Source organism: Prevotella sp. oral taxon 306 str. F0472 (genome assembly GCF_000257925.1).
GTDB classification, from domain to species: domain Bacteria; phylum Bacteroidota; class Bacteroidia; order Bacteroidales; family Bacteroidaceae; genus Prevotella; species Prevotella vespertina.
The window spans coordinates 55763-74162 of the sequence record NZ_AJIN01000048.1 but is presented as its reverse complement, the minus strand read 5'-3'; the positions used below and the strand labels follow the sequence as shown (position 1 = coordinate 74162).

The 18400-nt window shown below is 42.2% G+C and carries 17 protein-coding genes and 1 pseudogene; all 18 read left to right on the top strand.

The genetic code is table 11. The features are described from left to right. Window positions 1-27: 27 nt before the first annotated feature. The 18 genes and pseudogenes from rpoC (at window position 28) to rpsC (ending at window position 18397) form a co-directional block, all read left to right on the top strand. Window positions 28-4401: a DNA-directed RNA polymerase subunit beta' gene (rpoC, locus tag HMPREF9969_RS07470; RefSeq protein WP_009435175.1), complete on the top strand. Its 4374-nt coding sequence runs from the start codon at window positions 28-30 to the stop codon at window positions 4399-4401. Between the two features lie 964 nt (window positions 4402-5365). Then, window positions 5366-5671 (top strand): annotated as a pseudogene (locus HMPREF9969_RS13210) (energy transducer TonB); the annotation flags it as partial. A gap of 34 nt (window positions 5672-5705) precedes the next feature. Then, window positions 5706-7451 (top strand): WG repeat-containing protein, encoded by a 1746-nt coding sequence (locus HMPREF9969_RS07460; RefSeq protein ID WP_009435198.1) that lies wholly within the window; start codon window positions 5706-5708, stop codon window positions 7449-7451. Between the two features lie 194 nt (window positions 7452-7645). After that, window positions 7646-7978 carry a DUF3467 domain-containing protein gene (locus HMPREF9969_RS07455; RefSeq protein ID WP_009435161.1) on the top strand — a complete coding sequence of 111 codons (333 nt, stop codon included), beginning with the start codon at window positions 7646-7648 and terminating at the stop codon, window positions 7976-7978. Window positions 7979-8619: 641 nt separating this feature from the next. Next, window positions 8620-8808, top strand: coding sequence for a hypothetical protein (locus HMPREF9969_RS12855; RefSeq protein ID WP_156787964.1), 189 nt, complete (start codon window positions 8620-8622; stop codon window positions 8806-8808). Window positions 8809-9343: 535 nt separating this feature from the next. After that, a complete protein-coding gene (locus HMPREF9969_RS07450) occupies window positions 9344-10180 on the top strand; it encodes a sulfite exporter TauE/SafE family protein (protein ID WP_009435170.1) in 837 nt (278 codons plus the stop codon). A gap of 1 nt (window position 10181) precedes the next feature. Beyond that, entirely contained in the window at window positions 10182-10568 is a 387-nt protein-coding gene (locus HMPREF9969_RS07445; RefSeq protein WP_009435180.1) for a DUF1634 domain-containing protein, read from the top strand. 213 nt (window positions 10569-10781) lie between these two features. Then, complete coding sequence (gene rpsL / locus HMPREF9969_RS07440) at window positions 10782-11165, top strand: 30S ribosomal protein S12 (protein WP_004335835.1); 384 nt, start codon at window positions 10782-10784, stop codon at window positions 11163-11165. Between the two features lie 220 nt (window positions 11166-11385). Further along, complete coding sequence (gene rpsG, locus HMPREF9969_RS07435; RefSeq protein ID WP_008821977.1) at window positions 11386-11862, top strand: 30S ribosomal protein S7; 477 nt, start codon at window positions 11386-11388, stop codon at window positions 11860-11862. A gap of 28 nt (window positions 11863-11890) precedes the next feature. Next, window positions 11891-14008: an elongation factor G gene (fusA, locus tag HMPREF9969_RS07430; protein ID WP_009435164.1), complete on the top strand. Its 2118-nt coding sequence runs from the start codon at window positions 11891-11893 to the stop codon at window positions 14006-14008. An 87-nt stretch (window positions 14009-14095) separates the two neighbouring features. Beyond that, window positions 14096-14401 carry a 30S ribosomal protein S10 gene (rpsJ, locus tag HMPREF9969_RS07425; RefSeq protein ID WP_004352787.1) on the top strand — a complete coding sequence of 102 codons (306 nt, stop codon included), beginning with the start codon at window positions 14096-14098 and terminating at the stop codon, window positions 14399-14401. Window positions 14402-14472: 71 nt separating this feature from the next. Then, complete coding sequence (rplC, locus tag HMPREF9969_RS07420) at window positions 14473-15087, top strand: 50S ribosomal protein L3 (RefSeq protein ID WP_009435213.1); 615 nt, start codon at window positions 14473-14475, stop codon at window positions 15085-15087. Then, window positions 15087-15716 carry a 50S ribosomal protein L4 gene (gene rplD / locus HMPREF9969_RS07415; protein ID WP_004383901.1) on the top strand — a complete coding sequence of 210 codons (630 nt, stop codon included), beginning with the start codon at window positions 15087-15089 and terminating at the stop codon, window positions 15714-15716. The genes rplC and rplD overlap by 1 nt, the downstream gene beginning before the upstream one ends. A gap of 22 nt (window positions 15717-15738) precedes the next feature. Then, entirely contained in the window at window positions 15739-16083 is a 345-nt protein-coding gene (gene rplW, locus HMPREF9969_RS07410) for a 50S ribosomal protein L23 (RefSeq protein ID WP_009012400.1), read from the top strand. A 7-nt stretch (window positions 16084-16090) separates the two neighbouring features. Continuing rightward, a complete protein-coding gene (rplB, locus tag HMPREF9969_RS07405) occupies window positions 16091-16918 on the top strand; it encodes a 50S ribosomal protein L2 (protein ID WP_004383899.1) in 828 nt (275 codons plus the stop codon). A 22-nt stretch (window positions 16919-16940) separates the two neighbouring features. Beyond that, the gene (rpsS, locus tag HMPREF9969_RS07400; protein ID WP_004361611.1) at window positions 16941-17210 is read left to right on the top strand and encodes a 30S ribosomal protein S19; all 270 of its coding nucleotides are present in this window, start codon (window positions 16941-16943) and stop codon (window positions 17208-17210) included. 36 nt (window positions 17211-17246) lie between these two features. Continuing rightward, window positions 17247-17660, top strand: a complete 414-nt coding sequence (gene rplV, locus HMPREF9969_RS07395) for a 50S ribosomal protein L22 (protein ID WP_009435168.1) — start codon at window positions 17247-17249, stop codon at window positions 17658-17660. Between the two features lie 8 nt (window positions 17661-17668). Further along, window positions 17669-18397, top strand: a complete 729-nt coding sequence (gene rpsC / locus HMPREF9969_RS07390) for a 30S ribosomal protein S3 (RefSeq protein ID WP_004352815.1) — start codon at window positions 17669-17671, stop codon at window positions 18395-18397. The last annotated feature ends 3 nt before the right edge of the window (window positions 18398-18400 follow it).

Here is an 18400-nt window from a genome sequence, read left to right as displayed (position 1 = left end):
CGTACACCCCTATAATAGAAGTAAAACATGGCTTTTAAGAAAGATAATAAAGTAAAGAGTAATTTCAGCAAGATTACTATCGGACTGGCTTCACCTGAAGAAATCCTTGAAAATTCTTTTGGTGAGGTAACCAAGCCAGAGACTATAAACTATCGTACCTATAAACCAGAACGTGATGGTTTGTTCTGCGAGCGTATCTTTGGTCCTACAAAGGATTATGAGTGTGCTTGTGGTAAGTATAAGCGTATTCGCTATAAAGGTATTGTTTGTGATCGTTGTGGTGTTGAGGTAACAGAAAAGAAGGTTCGTCGTGAACGTGCTGGTCACATAGAGTTGGTTGTTCCAGTTGCGCATATCTGGTACTTCCGTAGTCTTCCTAACAAGATTGGTTACCTCCTTGGTATGCCAACCAAGAAGTTAGATGCTGTTATTTATTACGAGAAGTATGTTGTTATCCAGCCTGGTGTTGTAGAGGGTATGAAGAATGCCGATACGGATGAGGATTTGAATGGTTCTCATAAGTTCGACCTTCTTTCAGAGGATGAATACCTCGATATCCTTGATAATAAACTCCCAGAAGGCAATGAGCGTCTAGATGATTCTGACCCAAGTAAGTTTATTGCTAAGATGGGTGCAGAGGCTGTCTATGATTTGTTAACAGGTATCGACCTTGATCGTCTTGCTGGTGAATTACGTGATCGTGCCACAACTGACTCTAGTCAGCAACGTAAGACTGATGCTTTGAAGCGTCTTCAAGTAGTAGAAGGCTTCCGTCAGTCAATAGGTGTAAATAGACCAGAGTGGATGATCATGAAGATTATCCCTGTTACTCCTCCAGAGCTTCGTCCATTGGTTCCATTGGATGGTGGTCGCTTTGCAACATCAGACCTTAACGACCTTTATCGTCGTGTTATCATCCGTAACAATCGTTTGAAGCGTTTGATGGAGATCAAAGCTCCTGAGGTTATTCTTCGTAACGAGAAACGTATGCTTCAGGAAGCTGTTGACTCTCTCTTTGACAACAGCCGTAAGTCATCAGCTGTTAAGAGTGAGAGTAACCGACCATTGAAGTCTCTTTCAGACTCCTTGAAGGGTAAGCAAGGACGTTTCCGTCAGAACCTCCTCGGTAAACGTGTCGACTATTCTGCACGTTCAGTTATCGTTGTTGGTCCTGAGTTGAAGATGGGTGAGTGCGGTCTTCCTAAGTTGATGGCAGCAGAGCTTTACAAACCATTCATCATCCGCAAGCTCATCGAGCGCGGTATCGTGAAGACTGTAAAGAGTGCTAAGAAGATTGTTGATCGTCGTGAGCCAGTTATTTGGGATATCCTTGAGAATGTAATGAAGGGTCACCCAGTAATGTTGAACCGTGCGCCGACACTTCACCGTTTGGGTATTCAAGCATTCCAGCCTAAGCTCATTGAGGGTAAGGCTATCCAGCTGCACCCATTGGCATGTACAGCGTTCAATGCTGACTTCGATGGTGACCAGATGGCTGTTCACCTCCCATTGAGTAATGAGGCAGTCTTAGAGACACAGATATTGATGCTTCAGAGCCATAACATCCTTAACCCTGCTAATGGTGCACCTATCACCGTTCCTTCACAGGATATGGTGCTTGGTCTCTACTATATTACTAAGATTCGTCCGGGCGCTAAGGGTGAAGGCCTATCATTCTATGGTTCGGAAGAGGCAATCATTGCTTACAATGAGAAGAAGTGTGACCTTCATGCTCAAGTAAAGGTTGTTGTTGACGACCTTGTAGATGGTAAGATACAGAAGAGAATGGTTGAGACCTCTGTTGGTCGTGTTATTGTTAACCAGATTATCCCAACCGAGATCGGTTTCTTCAATGGTATTATCTCAAAGAAGTCACTCCGTGGTCTTATTGCTGATGTAATTAAGGCTGTTGGTATGGCACGTGCTTGTGAGTTCCTTGATGGTATCAAGAATCTCGGTTACCACATGGCATACGTAGCAGGTCTATCCTTCAACTTGGACGATATCATCGTTCCTGTAGAGAAGAAAGACATTGTTGGTAAGGGTCAGGATGAGGTTGATCAGGTGAAGGCTAACTATGAAATGGGTTTCATCACTGATAAGGAGCGTTACAACCAGGTAATTGATGCGTGGACACACGTTAACAATAACCTTAAGGCAAGTGTGATGAAGCACATGACCGAGGCCGACCAGGGATTCAACGCTGTATATATGATGCTTGACTCTGGTGCCCGTGGTTCTTCTGACCAGATTGCTCAGCTTGCTGGTATGCGTGGTCTTATGGCTAAGCCACAGAAGGCTGGTGCTGAAGGTGCACAGATTATTGAAAACCCTATCATCTCTAACTTTAAGGAGGGTATGTCAGTGTTGGAGTACTTTATTGCTTCACACGGTGCTCGTAAGGGTTTGGCTGATACCGCTATGAAGACAGCCGATGCCGGATACTTGACACGTCGTCTTGTGGACGTTTCTCATGATGTTATCATTAATGAGGAGGATTGTGGTTCACTCCGCGGTCTTGAGTGTCGCGCCTTGAAGAGTGGCGACGAGACTATAGCAACCCTTTACGAGCGTATCTTGGGTCGTGTGTCTGTTCACGATGTTGTAAACCCTACAACAGGCGAGATTATTGTTGCAGCAGGTGAGGAAATCACTGAAGCAAAGGCACAGGCTATCGAGGATTCTCCTATTGAGATGGTTGAGATTCGCTCAGTACTTACTTGTGAGAGCAAGAAGGGTGTATGTAAGAAGTGTTATGGTCGTAACCTTGCTACTGCTCGTATGGTACAGATGGGTGAGGCTGTTGGTGTCATTGCAGCGCAAGCTATTGGTGAGCCTGGTACACAGCTTACACTTCGTACGTTCCACGCCGGTGGTGTCGCTGGTAACGCAGCCGCTAACGCAACTATCACTGCTAAGAACGAAGCTAAGATTGAGTTTGATGAACTTCGTACCGTACCATTCGTTGATGACGATGATAAGGAGTGCCAGATGGTAGTTAGTCGATTGGCTGAAATCCGCTTTGTCGATCCAAACACTGGTATCGTATTACTTACTGATAACGTACCTTATGGTAGCTCTCTCTACTTCAAGTCAGGCGACAGAGTACAGAAGGGTGATGTAATCTGTAAGTGGGACCCATTCAATGCTGTTATCGTTAGTGAATATGAAGGTGTACTTCGTTTACACGATGTTGTTGAAGGTGTAACCTATAAGGCAGAAACTGATGATGCAACTGGTTTGACAGAGCGTATCATCACCGATTCTCGTGATAAGACAAAGGTTCCAACTGTAGACATTGTTAAGGTTGGTGCTAAGAAGGGTGACGATGGTCAATATGCAGCTAGTGACATCCTCGGAACTTATAACCTCCCTGTTGGTGGTCACTTGGAACAAGTTCTCCAGGATGGCGCAGAGATCAAGACTGGTATGACACTTGTTAAGATTCCACGCTCTGTTGGTGGTGCTGGTGATATCACGGGTGGTCTTCCACGTGTTACCGAGCTCTTCGAGGCTCGTAACCCATCTAACCCTGCTGTCGTATCTGAGATTGATGGTGAGATTACAATGGGTAAGGTAAAACGTGGTAATCGTGAGATTGTGGTAACATCTAAGACTGGCGAGCAACGCAAGTACCTTGTTAGCTTGTCAAAGCAGATTCTGGTACAGGAGCATGACGCTGTTCGTGCTGGTACGCCATTGTCAGATGGTATCATCACTCCAGCTGATATCCTTTCTATCATGGGTCCAACAGCCGTTCAGGAGTATATTGTGAATGAGGTGCAGGACGTTTATCGTCTACAAGGTGTGAAGATCAACGACAAGCACTTTGAGATTATCGTCCGTCAGATGATGCGTAAGGTACGTATTGATGACCCAGGTGATACAACATTCTTGGAGCAAGAGTTGGTTGATAAGCTCGACTTTACTGAAGAGAATGATCGTATCTGGGGTAAGAAGGTAGTTACCGATCCAGGCGACTCTGAGAACTGCTATAAGGGTCAGATTCTATCAGTACGCAAGTTGCGTGATGAGAACTCTAGCTTGAAGCGTCGTGACCTCAAGCTTGTTCAGGTTCGTGATGCCGTACAAGCAACAGCAACTCAGATCCTGCAAGGTATCACCCGTGCTGCCCTTGGTACGAAGAGCTTCATGAGTGCAGCATCATTCCAGGAGACAACAAAGGTACTCAACGAGGCTGCTATTCGTGGTAAGAGTGATTGCCTTGAGGGCATGAAGGAGAACGTAATTTGCGGTCACCTCATCCCAGCCGGTACTGGTCTTCGCCAGTGGCAGAAGATTGTTGTTGGCTCACAAGAGGAACACGAGCGTATGGAGGCAAATAAGAAGAATGTTATAGATTATGCCAATCAAGAAGTAGCTGAAGCTACAAAAGAATAATTTATAGCATCCAATTCATAAAGATAAGAGGGGTTCATGGCAATATGCTGTGAGCCCCTCTTTTCATTGTAAGGTGTTCTGCACTTTATACCTTATCATCCTTTCGATTGAAGCGGTGCTTATTAACAGGCAAGGAGAGGCTTTGCTTTACTTCAAAGTAGCATCTTCTATCTTATAGTAAGCTACCTGTTGCTTTTCTCCTTAGGGCAATGAGCAATGTTCCTGCACTGGAACGTCAATGTTCCCACACTGGAACTTCAATGTTCCTAAGCTGGAACGTTAATGTTCCTTATGCGGTATGTCTTTGTTCCTAATAGGGAAGATGATAAATTATCTTGAGTAATGGGGGAAGAAGTTAAGGTCATAAAGAGTGGGAGTAGGGTGATTTTGAATGGTTAGACAAGGAGATTACATAAGGAAAGATACTTGTTAGAAGGGCTTTTATTTATCTTTTTTAGTAGTTTTTTATACATTCGTTTGCCTCGTGGCATATTATTTCGTATTTTTGCAAGCGTTACTTATGATTTGAATCATTACGTAATTTGATGGCGATGAATACTCTACAGACCGATTTATAACAGGTGAATGATTAATTTAAAATATAACTATTATGCCCCGATTGATATATCTTGTTTTATTCTGTCTAATGGCTTTGAATGTTGAGGCACAAGGCTTGAGACTCCCCACCAGACGGCAACATTCTACGGCTCCTGCTGTAAGAGTAACAGTGAAGAAGCCTGCACCACAGCGTAAAGTAGTTGTGAATAGACCACGTGTTGTTAAGCCACGTTCGGTGCAACCTCGTCCGTCTAGACCAGTTAGCGACTATGACGTATATGTATATGATGATTGTCCTACTGCAAAGAAGAAAGCAAAATCCAAGAGCCGTAATTCGTGCGAGGACTCTGATTGTGAAGAGTCTGAATACGATAGTTCGGATGATATGTCGTCAGAAAATGCTGATAAAATTTATACGATTGCAGAACAAATGCCTTCATTTAAGGGGAATGTGAATGCTTGGTTGGCTAGTCATTTACAATATCCAGCTGTGGCAGCTGAAAATGGTATCCAAGGTCGTGTTATCGTGAAGTTCGTTGTGGAGAGTGATGGTAGTGTTAGTCAAGCACAGGTTGTAAGAGGAGTTGACCCATCACTCGATCGAGAAGCGTTGCGCGTTGTGAATTGTATGCCAATATGGAATCCAGGAATGAATCATGGAAAGCCTGCTAATGTTTGGTTTACTCTTCCTATTACTTTTAAACTACAATAATTATCAATGTCACATACCTAAAAACCTTATCATAATGAGAAAATACCTATTACTAAGTTTCGTGTTCGCCCTTATCTCCTTGTTGTCATCTTGTCAGAAAGAGGATAGTGTAGCAGAGTATATACCTTTCAGATCAGAAAAGGATGGTAAATGGGGATTTATTAATTTAGATGGAGATGTACTCTTAGAAGATGAATTTAAGAGCGAGCCAACCATCGTGTCGAATGACCGATTCTTTGTTAAGAATAAAGCAGGGTATTGGGAGATGTACACCGCTGATAAGAATACAAGACAAGTAGGTAAGGAGTATGTGCAAGCAGGAGCTTTTATTGAGGATGTTGCCCCTGTCGTTGAGAAAGGTAAAGCTATTGACTTTATTGATAAGAACGGCAAAGTAAGGTTTACATTGGGTAATGTAGATGGCGTAGCTATTACCTCGTGTAGGAACTTTACTGATGGACTTGCAGTGTTTAAGTGTGGCGGCTATTATGGAGCGATTGACGCATCAGGTAATGTAGTTATAAAGCCAGACTATCTTGTACTGGAATCAGCTAAGGATGGTAAGTTCATAGGAGTTCACAACAAATATAAGGGAGTAAAAGATAGATCTAAGGTTAAAATAACAGTGTTGGATACGTCTGGTAAGGTTCTTTCTGAGTTCCCCTTAGCAAAGATTTCCGATGGTGTTGATTATTTCTGTGATGATGTCTTGGCTGTAGCAAAGGAGGGTACCGATGGTAATAATTATTGGGGACTTATCAATGAGAAAGGGGAGTGGATACTTCATGCCTCCCATAAGATACGATCTATTAAAGGAATGAGGAATGGTAAGTTCATCTTTAGTGATGGTGAACAATGTGGCTTAATGGACTTTAATGGTGAAGTTCTGATACGTCCAAAATATTCAAATATTAAGTTTACGGGGGCTAACCAGCTCTTTGTTCTTGATGACCATACTGACGCGCAATGGAAACTAATTACCGAGGAGGAGGATGTTGTTTCTCCTAATGAGTTTGATGATGTTTATCCTTTGTCAGGTGATAAATATTTTGTTAAGGATGATGGTGATAGTTGGATTATTATAGATGATAAGGGTAAAGAAGTTAAGACGAAAGCTGATATTTATGAGTTCAGCTATAATCAGGGAGACACCGAGTTTGAAAGTCAGTACTTAGATCTTACGTCATTCATTAACCAATTACATATAAAGAAGGATGGGCTCTTGGGGCTTAACCTAACCATGGAAGTAGCAGATGTCATAAAGTCGTTTAGTTTCCTAGATAAGCAGTATGGAGAAGGAGATTTTAGCAACAATGCTTCATCGTATAGATATTCTAATGATATTAGTGTTGACTTGAACTTCAACAATGTGAAGTTTCAGATAGCAGCTTTGTTTGATGATAATGTTGCTGATTACACTTTCTCATCAGGCTTTAGTAATATTAGTCCTAATCAAATATCTGTTACCTTCTACAATGAAAAGCTATTAAAAGGACATTTGAGTCAGCTTACGAGAAGTTTAAAGGCGAAGCTGAAGAAGGTGGGTACGATTGTCAAGGAAACAGAGTATGCGTTGATAGTCGCTAGTGGCAATGCTTATTATTTTGTGGGTAGCGATGGTGATAAGGTTTATTTGAATTATGGTAATTTTGATGTTAATGCCATAAACCTTAATATGTTTACGGGTAGTGATGATGCTGTTACGACCACAAGTGACTCATATGCAGATGATACGGAGTACGCTGATAGTGTTTGTCTAGATTCTGCCATAGCCTATTAGTCGATTCGTTGTTCTGTACAGACCTTTGATAAGTTCTGTAAAACTATTGCGTTAAGATTTGGGTAAGTGCAATGAAAGTATTACCTTTGCATAAGCTAGACCCTACGAGGCATATAAGTTGTAGATAATGCTTAACCTTGTTCGGTTTATTCAAGCAATACAAACGAATTATTTATCTAAATCTTTTAAGTAAAATGGACAATAACAATCAGAATCAAGAGGGACAGCAGTTGCAGATTGATCTCTCACCAGAAATCGCTAATGGTGTTTATACAAACTTCCAGATAATCTCTCACTCTAGTTCAGAGTTTGTGCTCGACTTTGCTACACTTCTTCCAGGTGTTCCAAAGGCAACAGTAACCAGTCGTGTTATCATCGCTCCAGAGCATGCTCTTCGTCTTCTTGCAGCTTTGCAGGATAATGTAGTACGCTATGAGAAAGAGTTTGGTAAGATTGATCGCCACGAACCAAAAGAGCAGGGGCCACGCACTATTGCTCCATTCGGAAATGGTAAGGCTGAAGCGTAAGCAATCCTTTAATATTTAAATACTTGATAGTCGTCTCCTTGTTGGGGGCGACTTTCTGTTTTGAGGTGAACTAGTAGTTATACTCTCTTCTCCTAATCATTAACCTTTATCGTCCATTAACTCTAACCTTAACTATCATCAACCTCTAACTTTAACTATCAGCAAACCCTAACCTTTACTATCAGCAAACATAACCTTTACATCTTCTAACCCTAACCTTTACATCTACCAACCCTAACCTTTTTGAGTCCTAATTATTGATATTTGAACTTGAAACATTTCTTCCCTTGACTATGTTCCACTAGGTAAAAAGCCTAAAAGTAGAAGTTGGATGATAGAGGGTGTCACTTCTTTTTCTTTCTCTGTTTGCAAAGGTAAGTATAATCTTTCTGATAACCATCGTTTTTCAGTATACTAGAGTAACAAGTTCTGCAAATACCATTGTATCTATCTGTGTTACAGAGAGATAAGTAAAAAATAGAAGAAGCCTCTCCGAAGCCTCCCCAAGCCCCTCCGAAAGGAGGGGATGTCCTTTCCCACACAAGGGGCATACAATAGATAACGGGTAATTAGCGTGCAAGTTAACGTGCTAATTACTATCATTGTTACTCCAGCAATCGAAGTAATTATAGTTTTGAACTTTGAATTTTGAATTATACGAGGGCGTCAGCTTCCGTGGATTCCCATGTTCCGCAAGGAACTCTGTGTGCCTCGGCTTTTGTGCCATCCGTGCATTCCGTGTCAAAAATAAATTCCAGCACTTCGGTGCAGAAATCTTAAACACAGAGTGCACAGACGTTTACTGCCAGGAGATTACACAGAGTACCTAAAGGTACAAAGAAGCCACAGAAAAGCCTCCCCCCCGACCCCTCCGAAGGGAGGGGAGACAAGGTTTGCAAGTATTTGCAGAAATTATCAAAAGAAAGAACCAAGATTTCTTATCTCCCTCGTGTGCGCATAGGCACTCCCCTCCTTTCGGAGGGGGCGGGGGAGGCCTCTCCTAACGTGCATACCAATCACAAAATCACAATCACAAAATCACAAAAAGGATTTTCAACATACAAAAAAGATTCTTATATATAATATAATACCTTATTAATAAATAATAATATATAATGATACATTATATACATAAAGAAAAAGCATGATACTACCATAATTGATTTTGTGATTTTGTGATTGTGATTTTGTGATTGACGTGATTGCACCTTCATTCTTTGAATTTAATTATTTCAGGTCAGTAAGATTTAAATAGCTTATTACTTTTATCCTTTCATCAATCTATTGAGTCATACTGCTTGTTTTTTTAAATAACTTATCAATTTTCGAAGTAATTGCTTACTTTTGCAAACAAAAAATATCTCAATGAGTATTATCGTATTTACTATTCTCTTATTGTTAGGTGCCTATTGTGCAGGTTTGTTAGGCTCCTTGACAGGTTTGGGGGGAGGAGTAATTGTCATTCCTCTGCTCACTTTAGTTTTCGGTATCGACTTCCATTATGCCATTGGAGCAGCTTTGGTTGCTTCCATAGCAACCTCTTCTGGTTCGGCTAGTGCTTATGTAAAAGAAGGAATGACCAATATTCGGTTAGGAATGTTTCTTGAGATAGCAACAAGTATTGGTGCCGTTATTGGTGCTGCAGTTGCTTTGTGGATGCCTACTAATGGAATAGCTATTGTTTTCGGAGCAGTTCTCCTTCTCACAATAGCCTTACAATTTCGTCAGAAAGCCGATTATGTCAATGTAAAAGGTAGTCGATTAGCGATGAAACTGAAACTTTTTGGCTCCTATCCTACGAAGGAAGGGAAGTTGCAAAAATACGAACTAACCAACGTGTCGGGTGGCTTTTCTGTGATGGTACTTGCTGGAGCATTGTCTGGTTTATTAGGAATTGGTAGTGGAGCATTAAAGGTGTTGGCTATGGACGGATGTATGAAAGTCCCATTTAAGGTCAGTACAACAACGAGTAATTTCATGATAGGTGTGACAGCCGTAACCTCCGCCGTCGTTTATCTACAGCGTGGTTATATAGAGCCAGGTCTTGCCTTTCCAATAATGGTGGGCGTGTTAGCAGGCGCAATGAGTGGAGCAAAGTTACTGAAACACTTAGATGTGAAAGTATTGAGAAAGATATTTGCTGTTGCCATATTGTTGGCAGCATTAAACATGATATATAATGGCATAATAGGAAAGTTCTAATATGGAAGATAATAGAAACACTAAGAATGATATGAACACTCTGATAGGCAATACTTTGCGTATTGGAGTCTTCACGGCATGTTTCATTGCACTGATAGGTGGTATATGGTATGTTGTAAGTACTTCGGGATCAGCATTACCAGATTATAAGGTTTTCTATAAAGGAGATGAAAGTTATACGACCTTTGAAGGCATTTTTAAGTCGGTATTTGCGCTGTCAGCTGCAGGTTGGGTACAATTAGGCGTAGTCGTCCTTATGCTCACACCAGTAATGCGTGTAGTATTATCATTGGTAGATTTTAGCATCCAACGTGACTGGCTATATGTGGTCATAACGGGTATTGTTCTCCTCATTATTGTCATGAACTCACTTGTTGGAGTCGGGTAAGGTGTGTTAAATAATAAGTAAAAAGTTATTTATTGTTAACGTGAGTGGTTTGTGAACTTATTATTTTTCTTATTATTAGGTCATTTGAGGGAATATTCGTACCTTTGCAACCCGAAACAATAGAGTAAATTATAGCGTTCTTAGACGTTTTACTCTTGTTTGTAATGGATTGAAAATAAACAAAATAAATATATAACAATAAAAAGTAAAATTATGCCTACTATTTCACAATTAGTAAGAAAGGGCAGAAAGGACATCGTAGACAAGAGCAAGTCACCTGCTTTGGACAACTGTCCACAGCGTCGTGGTGTTTGTGTTCGTGTTTACACAACAACTCCTAAGAAGCCTAATTCGGCAATGCGTAAGGTTGCCCGTGTTCGTTTGACCAACCAGAAGGAGGTTAACTCTTACATCCCAGGAGAGGGTCACAACTTGCAGGAGCACAGTATTGTTCTCGTTCGTGGTGGTCGTGTAAAGGACCTTCCTGGTGTACGTTATCACATCGTTCGTGGTACTCTTGATACCGCAGGTGTTGCCAATCGTACACAGCGTCGTTCTAAGTACGGTGCTAAGCGTCCAAAGGCAGCTAAGAAGTAATATCTGCGTTGCTCAAAGGCAACAAAGAAACTTCAATCCATAAAGCCGAGGTGCAACGGCCGGTGATGGTCGATGCTCCAAGGCTCTTTCAAAAAGAATAAACTAAAAACAAACAGTTTTGCTGGAGATTTGTAATCACAAAGGTTGAGTAAACGCCCAAGAGAGGGTGTTGAAGAACGAAAGACGACAGCCTCCGCAGAATTAAAGTTTAAAATAAAAAATGAGAAAAGCAAAACCAAAGAAGCGTGTAATCCTTCCAGATCCAAAGTTCAATGATCAGAAGGTATCAAAGTTCGTAAATCATTTGATGTATGATGGTAAGAAGAATACCTCATACGAAATCTTCTATGCAGCCCTCGATATCGTAGGTGGTAAGATGAAGGATGAAGAGAAGTCTCCACTTGAGGTGTGGAAGCAGGCTCTTGATAACATCACTCCACAGGTAGAGGTAAAGAGTCGCCGTATTGGTGGTGCTACTTTCCAGGTACCAACAGAGATTCGTCCTGATCGTAAGGAGAGTGTGTCAATGAAGAATATGATTGCCTTTGCACGTAAGCGTGGTGGTAAGAGCATGGCTGATAAGCTTGCATCTGAGATTATGGATGCTTTCAATAACCAAGGTGGTGCTTACAAGCGTAAGGAAGATATGCACCGCATGGCTGAGGCTAACCGTGCATTTGCTCACTTCAGATTCTAATCAAGTTTTTATAATAAGGTAAAAAGAAATGGCAAATCACGATTTACATTTGACTCGTAATATCGGTATTATGGCACACATCGATGCCGGTAAGACGACAACATCTGAACGTATTCTTTTTTATACAGGTAAGACTCACAAGATTGGTGAGGTTCATGATGGTGCTGCTACCATGGACTGGATGGCACAGGAGCAGGAGCGTGGTATCACAATTACATCTGCTGCTACAACATGTAACTGGAACTACCTTGGCAAGTCTTATAAGATTAACTTGATTGATACTCCGGGACACGTTGACTTTACTGCTGAGGTAGAGCGTTCACTTCGTGTTCTTGATGGTGCAGTTGCTACTTATTCTGCAGCTGATGGTGTACAGCCACAGTCAGAGACTGTATGGCGCCAGGCTGATAAGTACAATGTTCCACGTATTGGTTATGTAAACAAGATGGACCGCTCTGGTGCTGACTTCTACGAGACAGTACAGCAGATGAAGGATATTCTTGGTGCTAACCCAATCGCTATTCAGATTCCTATCGGTGCAGAGGAGAACTTCAAGGGTGTAGTAGACCTCATCAAGATGAAGGCTATCTTGTGGCACGATGAGACTATGGGTGCTGAATACGACATCGAAGAAATCCCAGCAGATCTTGCTGATGAGGCTGCTGAGTGGCGTGAGAAGTTGCTCGAGGGTGCAGCTAACTACGACGATGAGTTGATGGAGATGTATCTTGAAGGTCAGGATATTCCAGAGGATAAAATTATTGCTGCTATTCGCAAGGGTTGTATCTCTATGGAATGCTGCCCAATGCTCCTCGGTTCTTCTTATAAGAACAAGGGTGTACAGCCTCTTCTCGACTACGTTTGTGCTTTCTTGCCTTCTCCATTGGATACACCAGCTATTGTAGGTGTTAATCCAGATACTGAGGAAGAAGAGTCTCGTAAGCCAAGCGAGAACGAGCCTACTGCAGCGTTGGCATTTAAGATTGCTACTGATCCATTCATGGGTCGCTTGGTATTCTTCCGTGTTTACTCAGGTAAGGTTTCTGCTGGATCTTATGTATTCAATACACGTTCTGGTAAGAAGGAGCGTATCAGCCGTCTGTTCCAGATGAACTCTAATAAGGAAATTCCTATGGAGTCTATCGACGCAGGTGATATCGGTGCTGGTGTAGGTTTCAAGGATATTCGTACTGGTGATACCCTCTGTGATGAGAATGCACCAATCATCCTTGAGTCTATCACATTCCCTGATACTGTAATCTCTATTGCAGTTGAGCCAAAGAGCCAGGCAGACGTTGCTAAGCTCGATAATGGTCTTGCTAAGCTTGCAGAGGAGGATCCAACATTCACCGTTCGTACTGACGAGCAGAGTGGTCAGACTATTATCTCTGGTATGGGTGAGCTTCACCTTGATATTATCATCGACCGTTTGAAGCGTGAGTTTAAGGTAGAGTGTAACCAGGGTAAGCCACAGGTTAACTACAAAGAGGCTATCACAAAGGCTGCACAGAGCCGTGAGACTTATAAGAAGCAGTCTGGTGGTCGTGGTAAGTTTGCTTGTATCGATGTAACAATCGAGCCAAAAGATGAGGATTACGAAGAGGGCGACTTGCAGTTTATCAATGTCGTTAAGGGTGGTAACGTACCTAAGGAGTTCATTCCATCTGTAGAGAAGGGTTTCAAAGACTGTCTCAATAGTGGTGTACTCGGTGGTTTCCCATTGACAGGTCTTAAGGTTACTTTGACTGATGGTTCTTTCCACCCAGTTGACTCTGATCAGTTGTCATTCGAACTCGTTGCTCATCAAGCATTCAAGGTTCTTTGTCCTAAGGCTGGTCCTGTTCTTATGGAGCCTATCATGAAGGTAGAGGTTGTTACTCCAGAGGAGAACATGGGTGATGTTATTGGTGACTTGAACAAGCGTCGTGGTCTTGTACAGGGTATGGAAGAAGCTCGTAGCGGTGCTCGTATCGTTAAGGCTATGGTTCCATTGGCAGAGATGTTCGGTTACGTAACTGCTCTCCGTACAATTACCTCTGGTCGTGCTACTTCTTCTATGGAGTATGATCACCACTCACCAGTATCAAGCTCTCTTGCAAAGGAGATTCTTGATGAGTTGAAGGGTAACTCAGACCTTGTTAAGTAAAGAATATAAGGAAGTGCTCTCTCATAGCGAATGACTCTTATGAGGGAGCAACCTTTATGTATATTAATAATAAATAATAAATTAAACATGAGTCAGAAGATTCGTATTAAGCTGAAGTCTTACGACCACCAGTTGGTTGACAAGTCAGCAGAGAAGATTGTGAAGGCTGTAAAGGCAACAGGTGCTATTGTTAGCGGTCCTATTCCATTGCCAACACACAAGCGTATTTACACTGTAAACCGCTCTACATTCGTTAACAAGAAGTCACGTGAGCAGTTCCAGCTCTCAGATTTCAAGCGTCTCATCGATATTTACAGCTCTACAGCAAAGACTGTTGATGCTTTGATGAAGCTTGAGTTGCCTTCAGGTGTTGAGGTTGAAATCAAGGTGTAGTCATCTGTTGACAAATAAGAAACAAATTAATACAAAAAGCATTTACATTCATTTTAAAATCATTAATTGAAATGCCAGGATTATTAGGAAAGAAAATCGGAATGACATCCGTTTTCAGTGCCGACGGTAAGAATGTTCCGTGCACTGTTATCGAAGCTGGTCCTTGTGTTGTAACCCAGGTTAAAACCGTAGAAAAGGATGGTTACAAGGCTGTTCAGTTAGGTTTCGGCGAGGCTAAAGAGAAGAGAACTTCTAAGCCACAGCAGGGACACTTTAAGAAAGCCGGCACAACACCAAAGAAGCACTTGGCCGAGTTCAAGTTTGACGAGGAATATAACCTCGGTGACACTATTACTGTTGAATTGTTCAATGACGTTAAGTTTGTAGACGTTGTAGGTACATCTAAGGGTAAAGGTTTCCAAGGTGTTGTAAAGCGTCACGGATTCGGTGGTGTAGGTCAGTCTACTCACGGTCAGGATGACCGCGCTCGTAAGCCGGGTTCTATTGGTGCTTGTTCTTACCCAGCTAAGGTCTTCAAGGGCATGCGCATGGGCGGCCAGATGGGAGGCGACAGAGTAACTACTCAGAACCTTCAGGTGTTAAAGGTTATTCCAGAGCACAATCTTATCCTTGTTAAGGGTAGTGTTGCTGGATGTAATGGTTCAACCGTAATAATTAAGAAGTAATGGATATTAACGTATTAGATATCAAAGGTCAGGAGACCGGCCGTAAGGTAACTCTTAACGAGAATATCTTCGGAATTGAGCCTAACGATCACGTCCTCTATCTCGCAGTTAAGCAGTATCTCGCTGATCAGCGTCAGGGTACAGCTAAGTCAAAGGAAAGAAGTGAGCACGCTGGTTCTACTCGTAAGTTGGGTCGTCAGAAGGGCGGCGGCGGTGCTCGTCGTGGTGATATCAATTCTCCAGTCCTCGTAGGTGGTGGTCGTGTATTCGGTCCTAAGCCACGCGATTACAGCTTCAAGCTGAATAAGAAGGTAAAGGTTCTTGCTCGTAAGTCTGCATTGGCTTATAAGGCACAGGATAATGCTATTGTTGTAGTAGAAGATTTCAATCTTGATGCTCCAAAGACTAAAGATTTCGTAAATATTGCGAAAAATCTTAAAGTTGATAGCAAGAAAGTCCTTCTCGTTTTGCCAGAAGTAGAGAAAAACGTATATTTGTCAGCTCGTAATCTGCAGAAGGCAGAGGTTATGACTGCTTCACAGGTAAATTCATACAAAGTTTTGAATGCTGATGTAGTAGTTATTACAGAAAACTCTCTGAAGGTTATTGACGAAATCTTAACCAAGTAATAATTAGGAGACAAGAAGAATTATGGGATTTATCATTAAACCAGTGGTCACTGAAAAGATGACCAAGTTGACAGACAAGTCTTCTGAGGATAAGGTTGTAAAGCACAAGGGTGAGAAGAGAACTATTTTGGCACAGCCAAAGTATGGTTTCATCGTTAAGCCTGAGGCCAACAAGCTTGAGATTAAGAAAGAAGTTGAGGCTTTATACAACGTTACAGTAGTAGATGTGAATACCGTTCGTTACGCAGGTAAGCGTCAAGCACGTTATACCAAGGCAGGTCTTGTGAAAGGACAGAAGAACGCATTCAAGAAGGCTATCGTCACTTTGAAGAATGGCGATTCAATCGATTTTTATAGCAATATTTAAATAAAAAATGGCAGTACGTAAATTAAACCCGGTTACACCGGGACAAAGACACAAGGTTATTGGCACGTTCGAGGATATTACTGCATCCGTGCCAGAGAAGTCTCTCGTTTACGGTAAACGTTCTACCGGTGGTCGAAACAACACCGGTAAGATGACTGTCCGCTATATAGGCGGTGGTCACAAGAAGAAGTATCGTCTTATCGACTTCAAGCGAGAGAAAGATGGTGTTCCAGCTGTAGTGAAAACAATCGAGTATGATCCTAATAGATCAGCTCGTATTGCGCTGTTATACTATGCTGATGGTGAAAAACGTTACATTATTGCTCCTAACGGACTGCAGGTTGGTGCAACACTAATGTCAGGTGCTGAGGCAGCACCTGAGGTTGGTAACGCACTTCCTTTGGCTAACATTCCTGTTGGTACTGTAATTCATAATATTGAGTTACGTCCAGGTCAGGGTGCATTGCTCGTTCGTTCGGCTGGTAATTTTGCTCAGCTTACTTCTCGTGAAGGCAGTTATTGTGTTATCAAGCTCCCTTCTGGTGAAACACGCCAGATTTTGTCAGCTTGTAAGGCAACTGTAGGTAGTGTAGGTAACTCTGACCACGCTCTTGAGCAGTCTGGTAAGGCTGGTCGCTCTCGTTGGTTGGGTCGTCGTCCTCACAACCGTGGTGTTGTTATGAACCCTGTTGATCACCCAATGGGTGGTGGTGAAGGTCGCCAGTCTGGTGGTCATCCACGTTCACGTAAGGGCTTGTACGCTAAGGGTCTTAAGACTCGTGCACCTAAGAAGCTTTCAAACAAGTACATTATTGAGAGAGCTAACAAGAAGTAATCAAAGTAATTAAGAGTAAATTATGAGTCGTTCATTAAAAAAAGGTCCATACATCAACGTATCACTCGAGAAGAAGATTCTTGCTATGAATGAGAGTGGTAAGCAGAATGTTGTAAAGACATGGGCTAGAGCATCAATGATTTCCCCTGATTTTGTGGGTCACACTGTTGCAGTTCATAACGGAAATAAATTTATCCCTGTTTACATTACTGAGAATATGGTAGGTCACAAGCTCGGAGAGTTCAGCCCTACACGCCGTTTCGGTGGTCACTCTGGTAATAATAAGAGGTAAGCAGGTCATAATCCATTTAGAAAATAGAAAAATATAATGGGAGCAAGAAAACATATAAAGGCTGAAGCTCGTAAAGAAGCTTTGAGAAGCCAGTATTTTGCAAAGCTCAAGGACTGTCCTTCTTCTCCACGTAAGATGCGCTATGTTGTAGACATGGTTCGTGGTATGGAAGTCAATCGTGCCCTTGGCGTGCTGAGATTCTCCAAGAAGGCTGCAGCTCAGAACGTTGAGAAACTTCTGCGTTCAGCTATCAACAACTGGGAGACAAAGAATGACCGCAAGGCTGAAGACGGTGAACTTTATATCTCTAAGATCTTCGTTGATGAAGGCGTTACAATGAAGCGCATGCGTCCTGCACCACAGGGCCGTGGCTACAGAATCCGCAAACGTTCTAACCACGTCACTCTTTTCGTTGATTCAAAGAATGACGCTAATAATGATGATAAATAAATAGTAGAATGGGACAGAAAGTTAATCCAATTAGCAACCGTCTTGGTATCATCCGCGGTTGGGAGTCAAATTGGTTCGGTGGCAAGAATTTCGGGGATAATCTCGTAGAGGATCGCAAGATTCGTACTTACCTGAATAAGCGTTTGGAAAAAGCAAGCGTTTCCCGTATTGTCATTGAGCGTACATTGAAGCTCGTCACCATTACTATTTGCACCGCTCGTCCGGGTATCGTTATCGGTAAAGGTGGTCAGGATGTTGATAAGCTTAAAGAAGAGTTGAAGAACCTTTTCAAGAAGGAGATTCAGATTAATATCTTCGAGGTTAAGAAACCTGAACTTGATGCAAACATCGTTGGTAACAATATCGCTCGCCAGGTAGAGGGTAAGATTGCTTACCGTCGTGCTATCAAGATGGCAGTTGCTAACACTATGCGTGCTGGTGCTGAGGGTATCAAAGTTCAAATTACAGGTCGTCTGAACGGTGCCGAAATGGCTCGTAAGGAAATGTTCAAAGAGGGTCGTACTCCTCTGCATACATTCCGTGCAGACATCGATTATTGTCAGACAGAAGCCCTTACAAAGGTTGGTCTGCTGGGTATTAAGGTATGGATTTGCCGTGGTGAAGTTTACAACAAGGTAGATCTTACTCCTAACTTTACTCAGGAGAAGAGCAATGGCCGTTCTAACAATGGTGGCCGTTCTGGAAGAGGTAATCGTAGAAGAAACAATAACCGTTAAAAG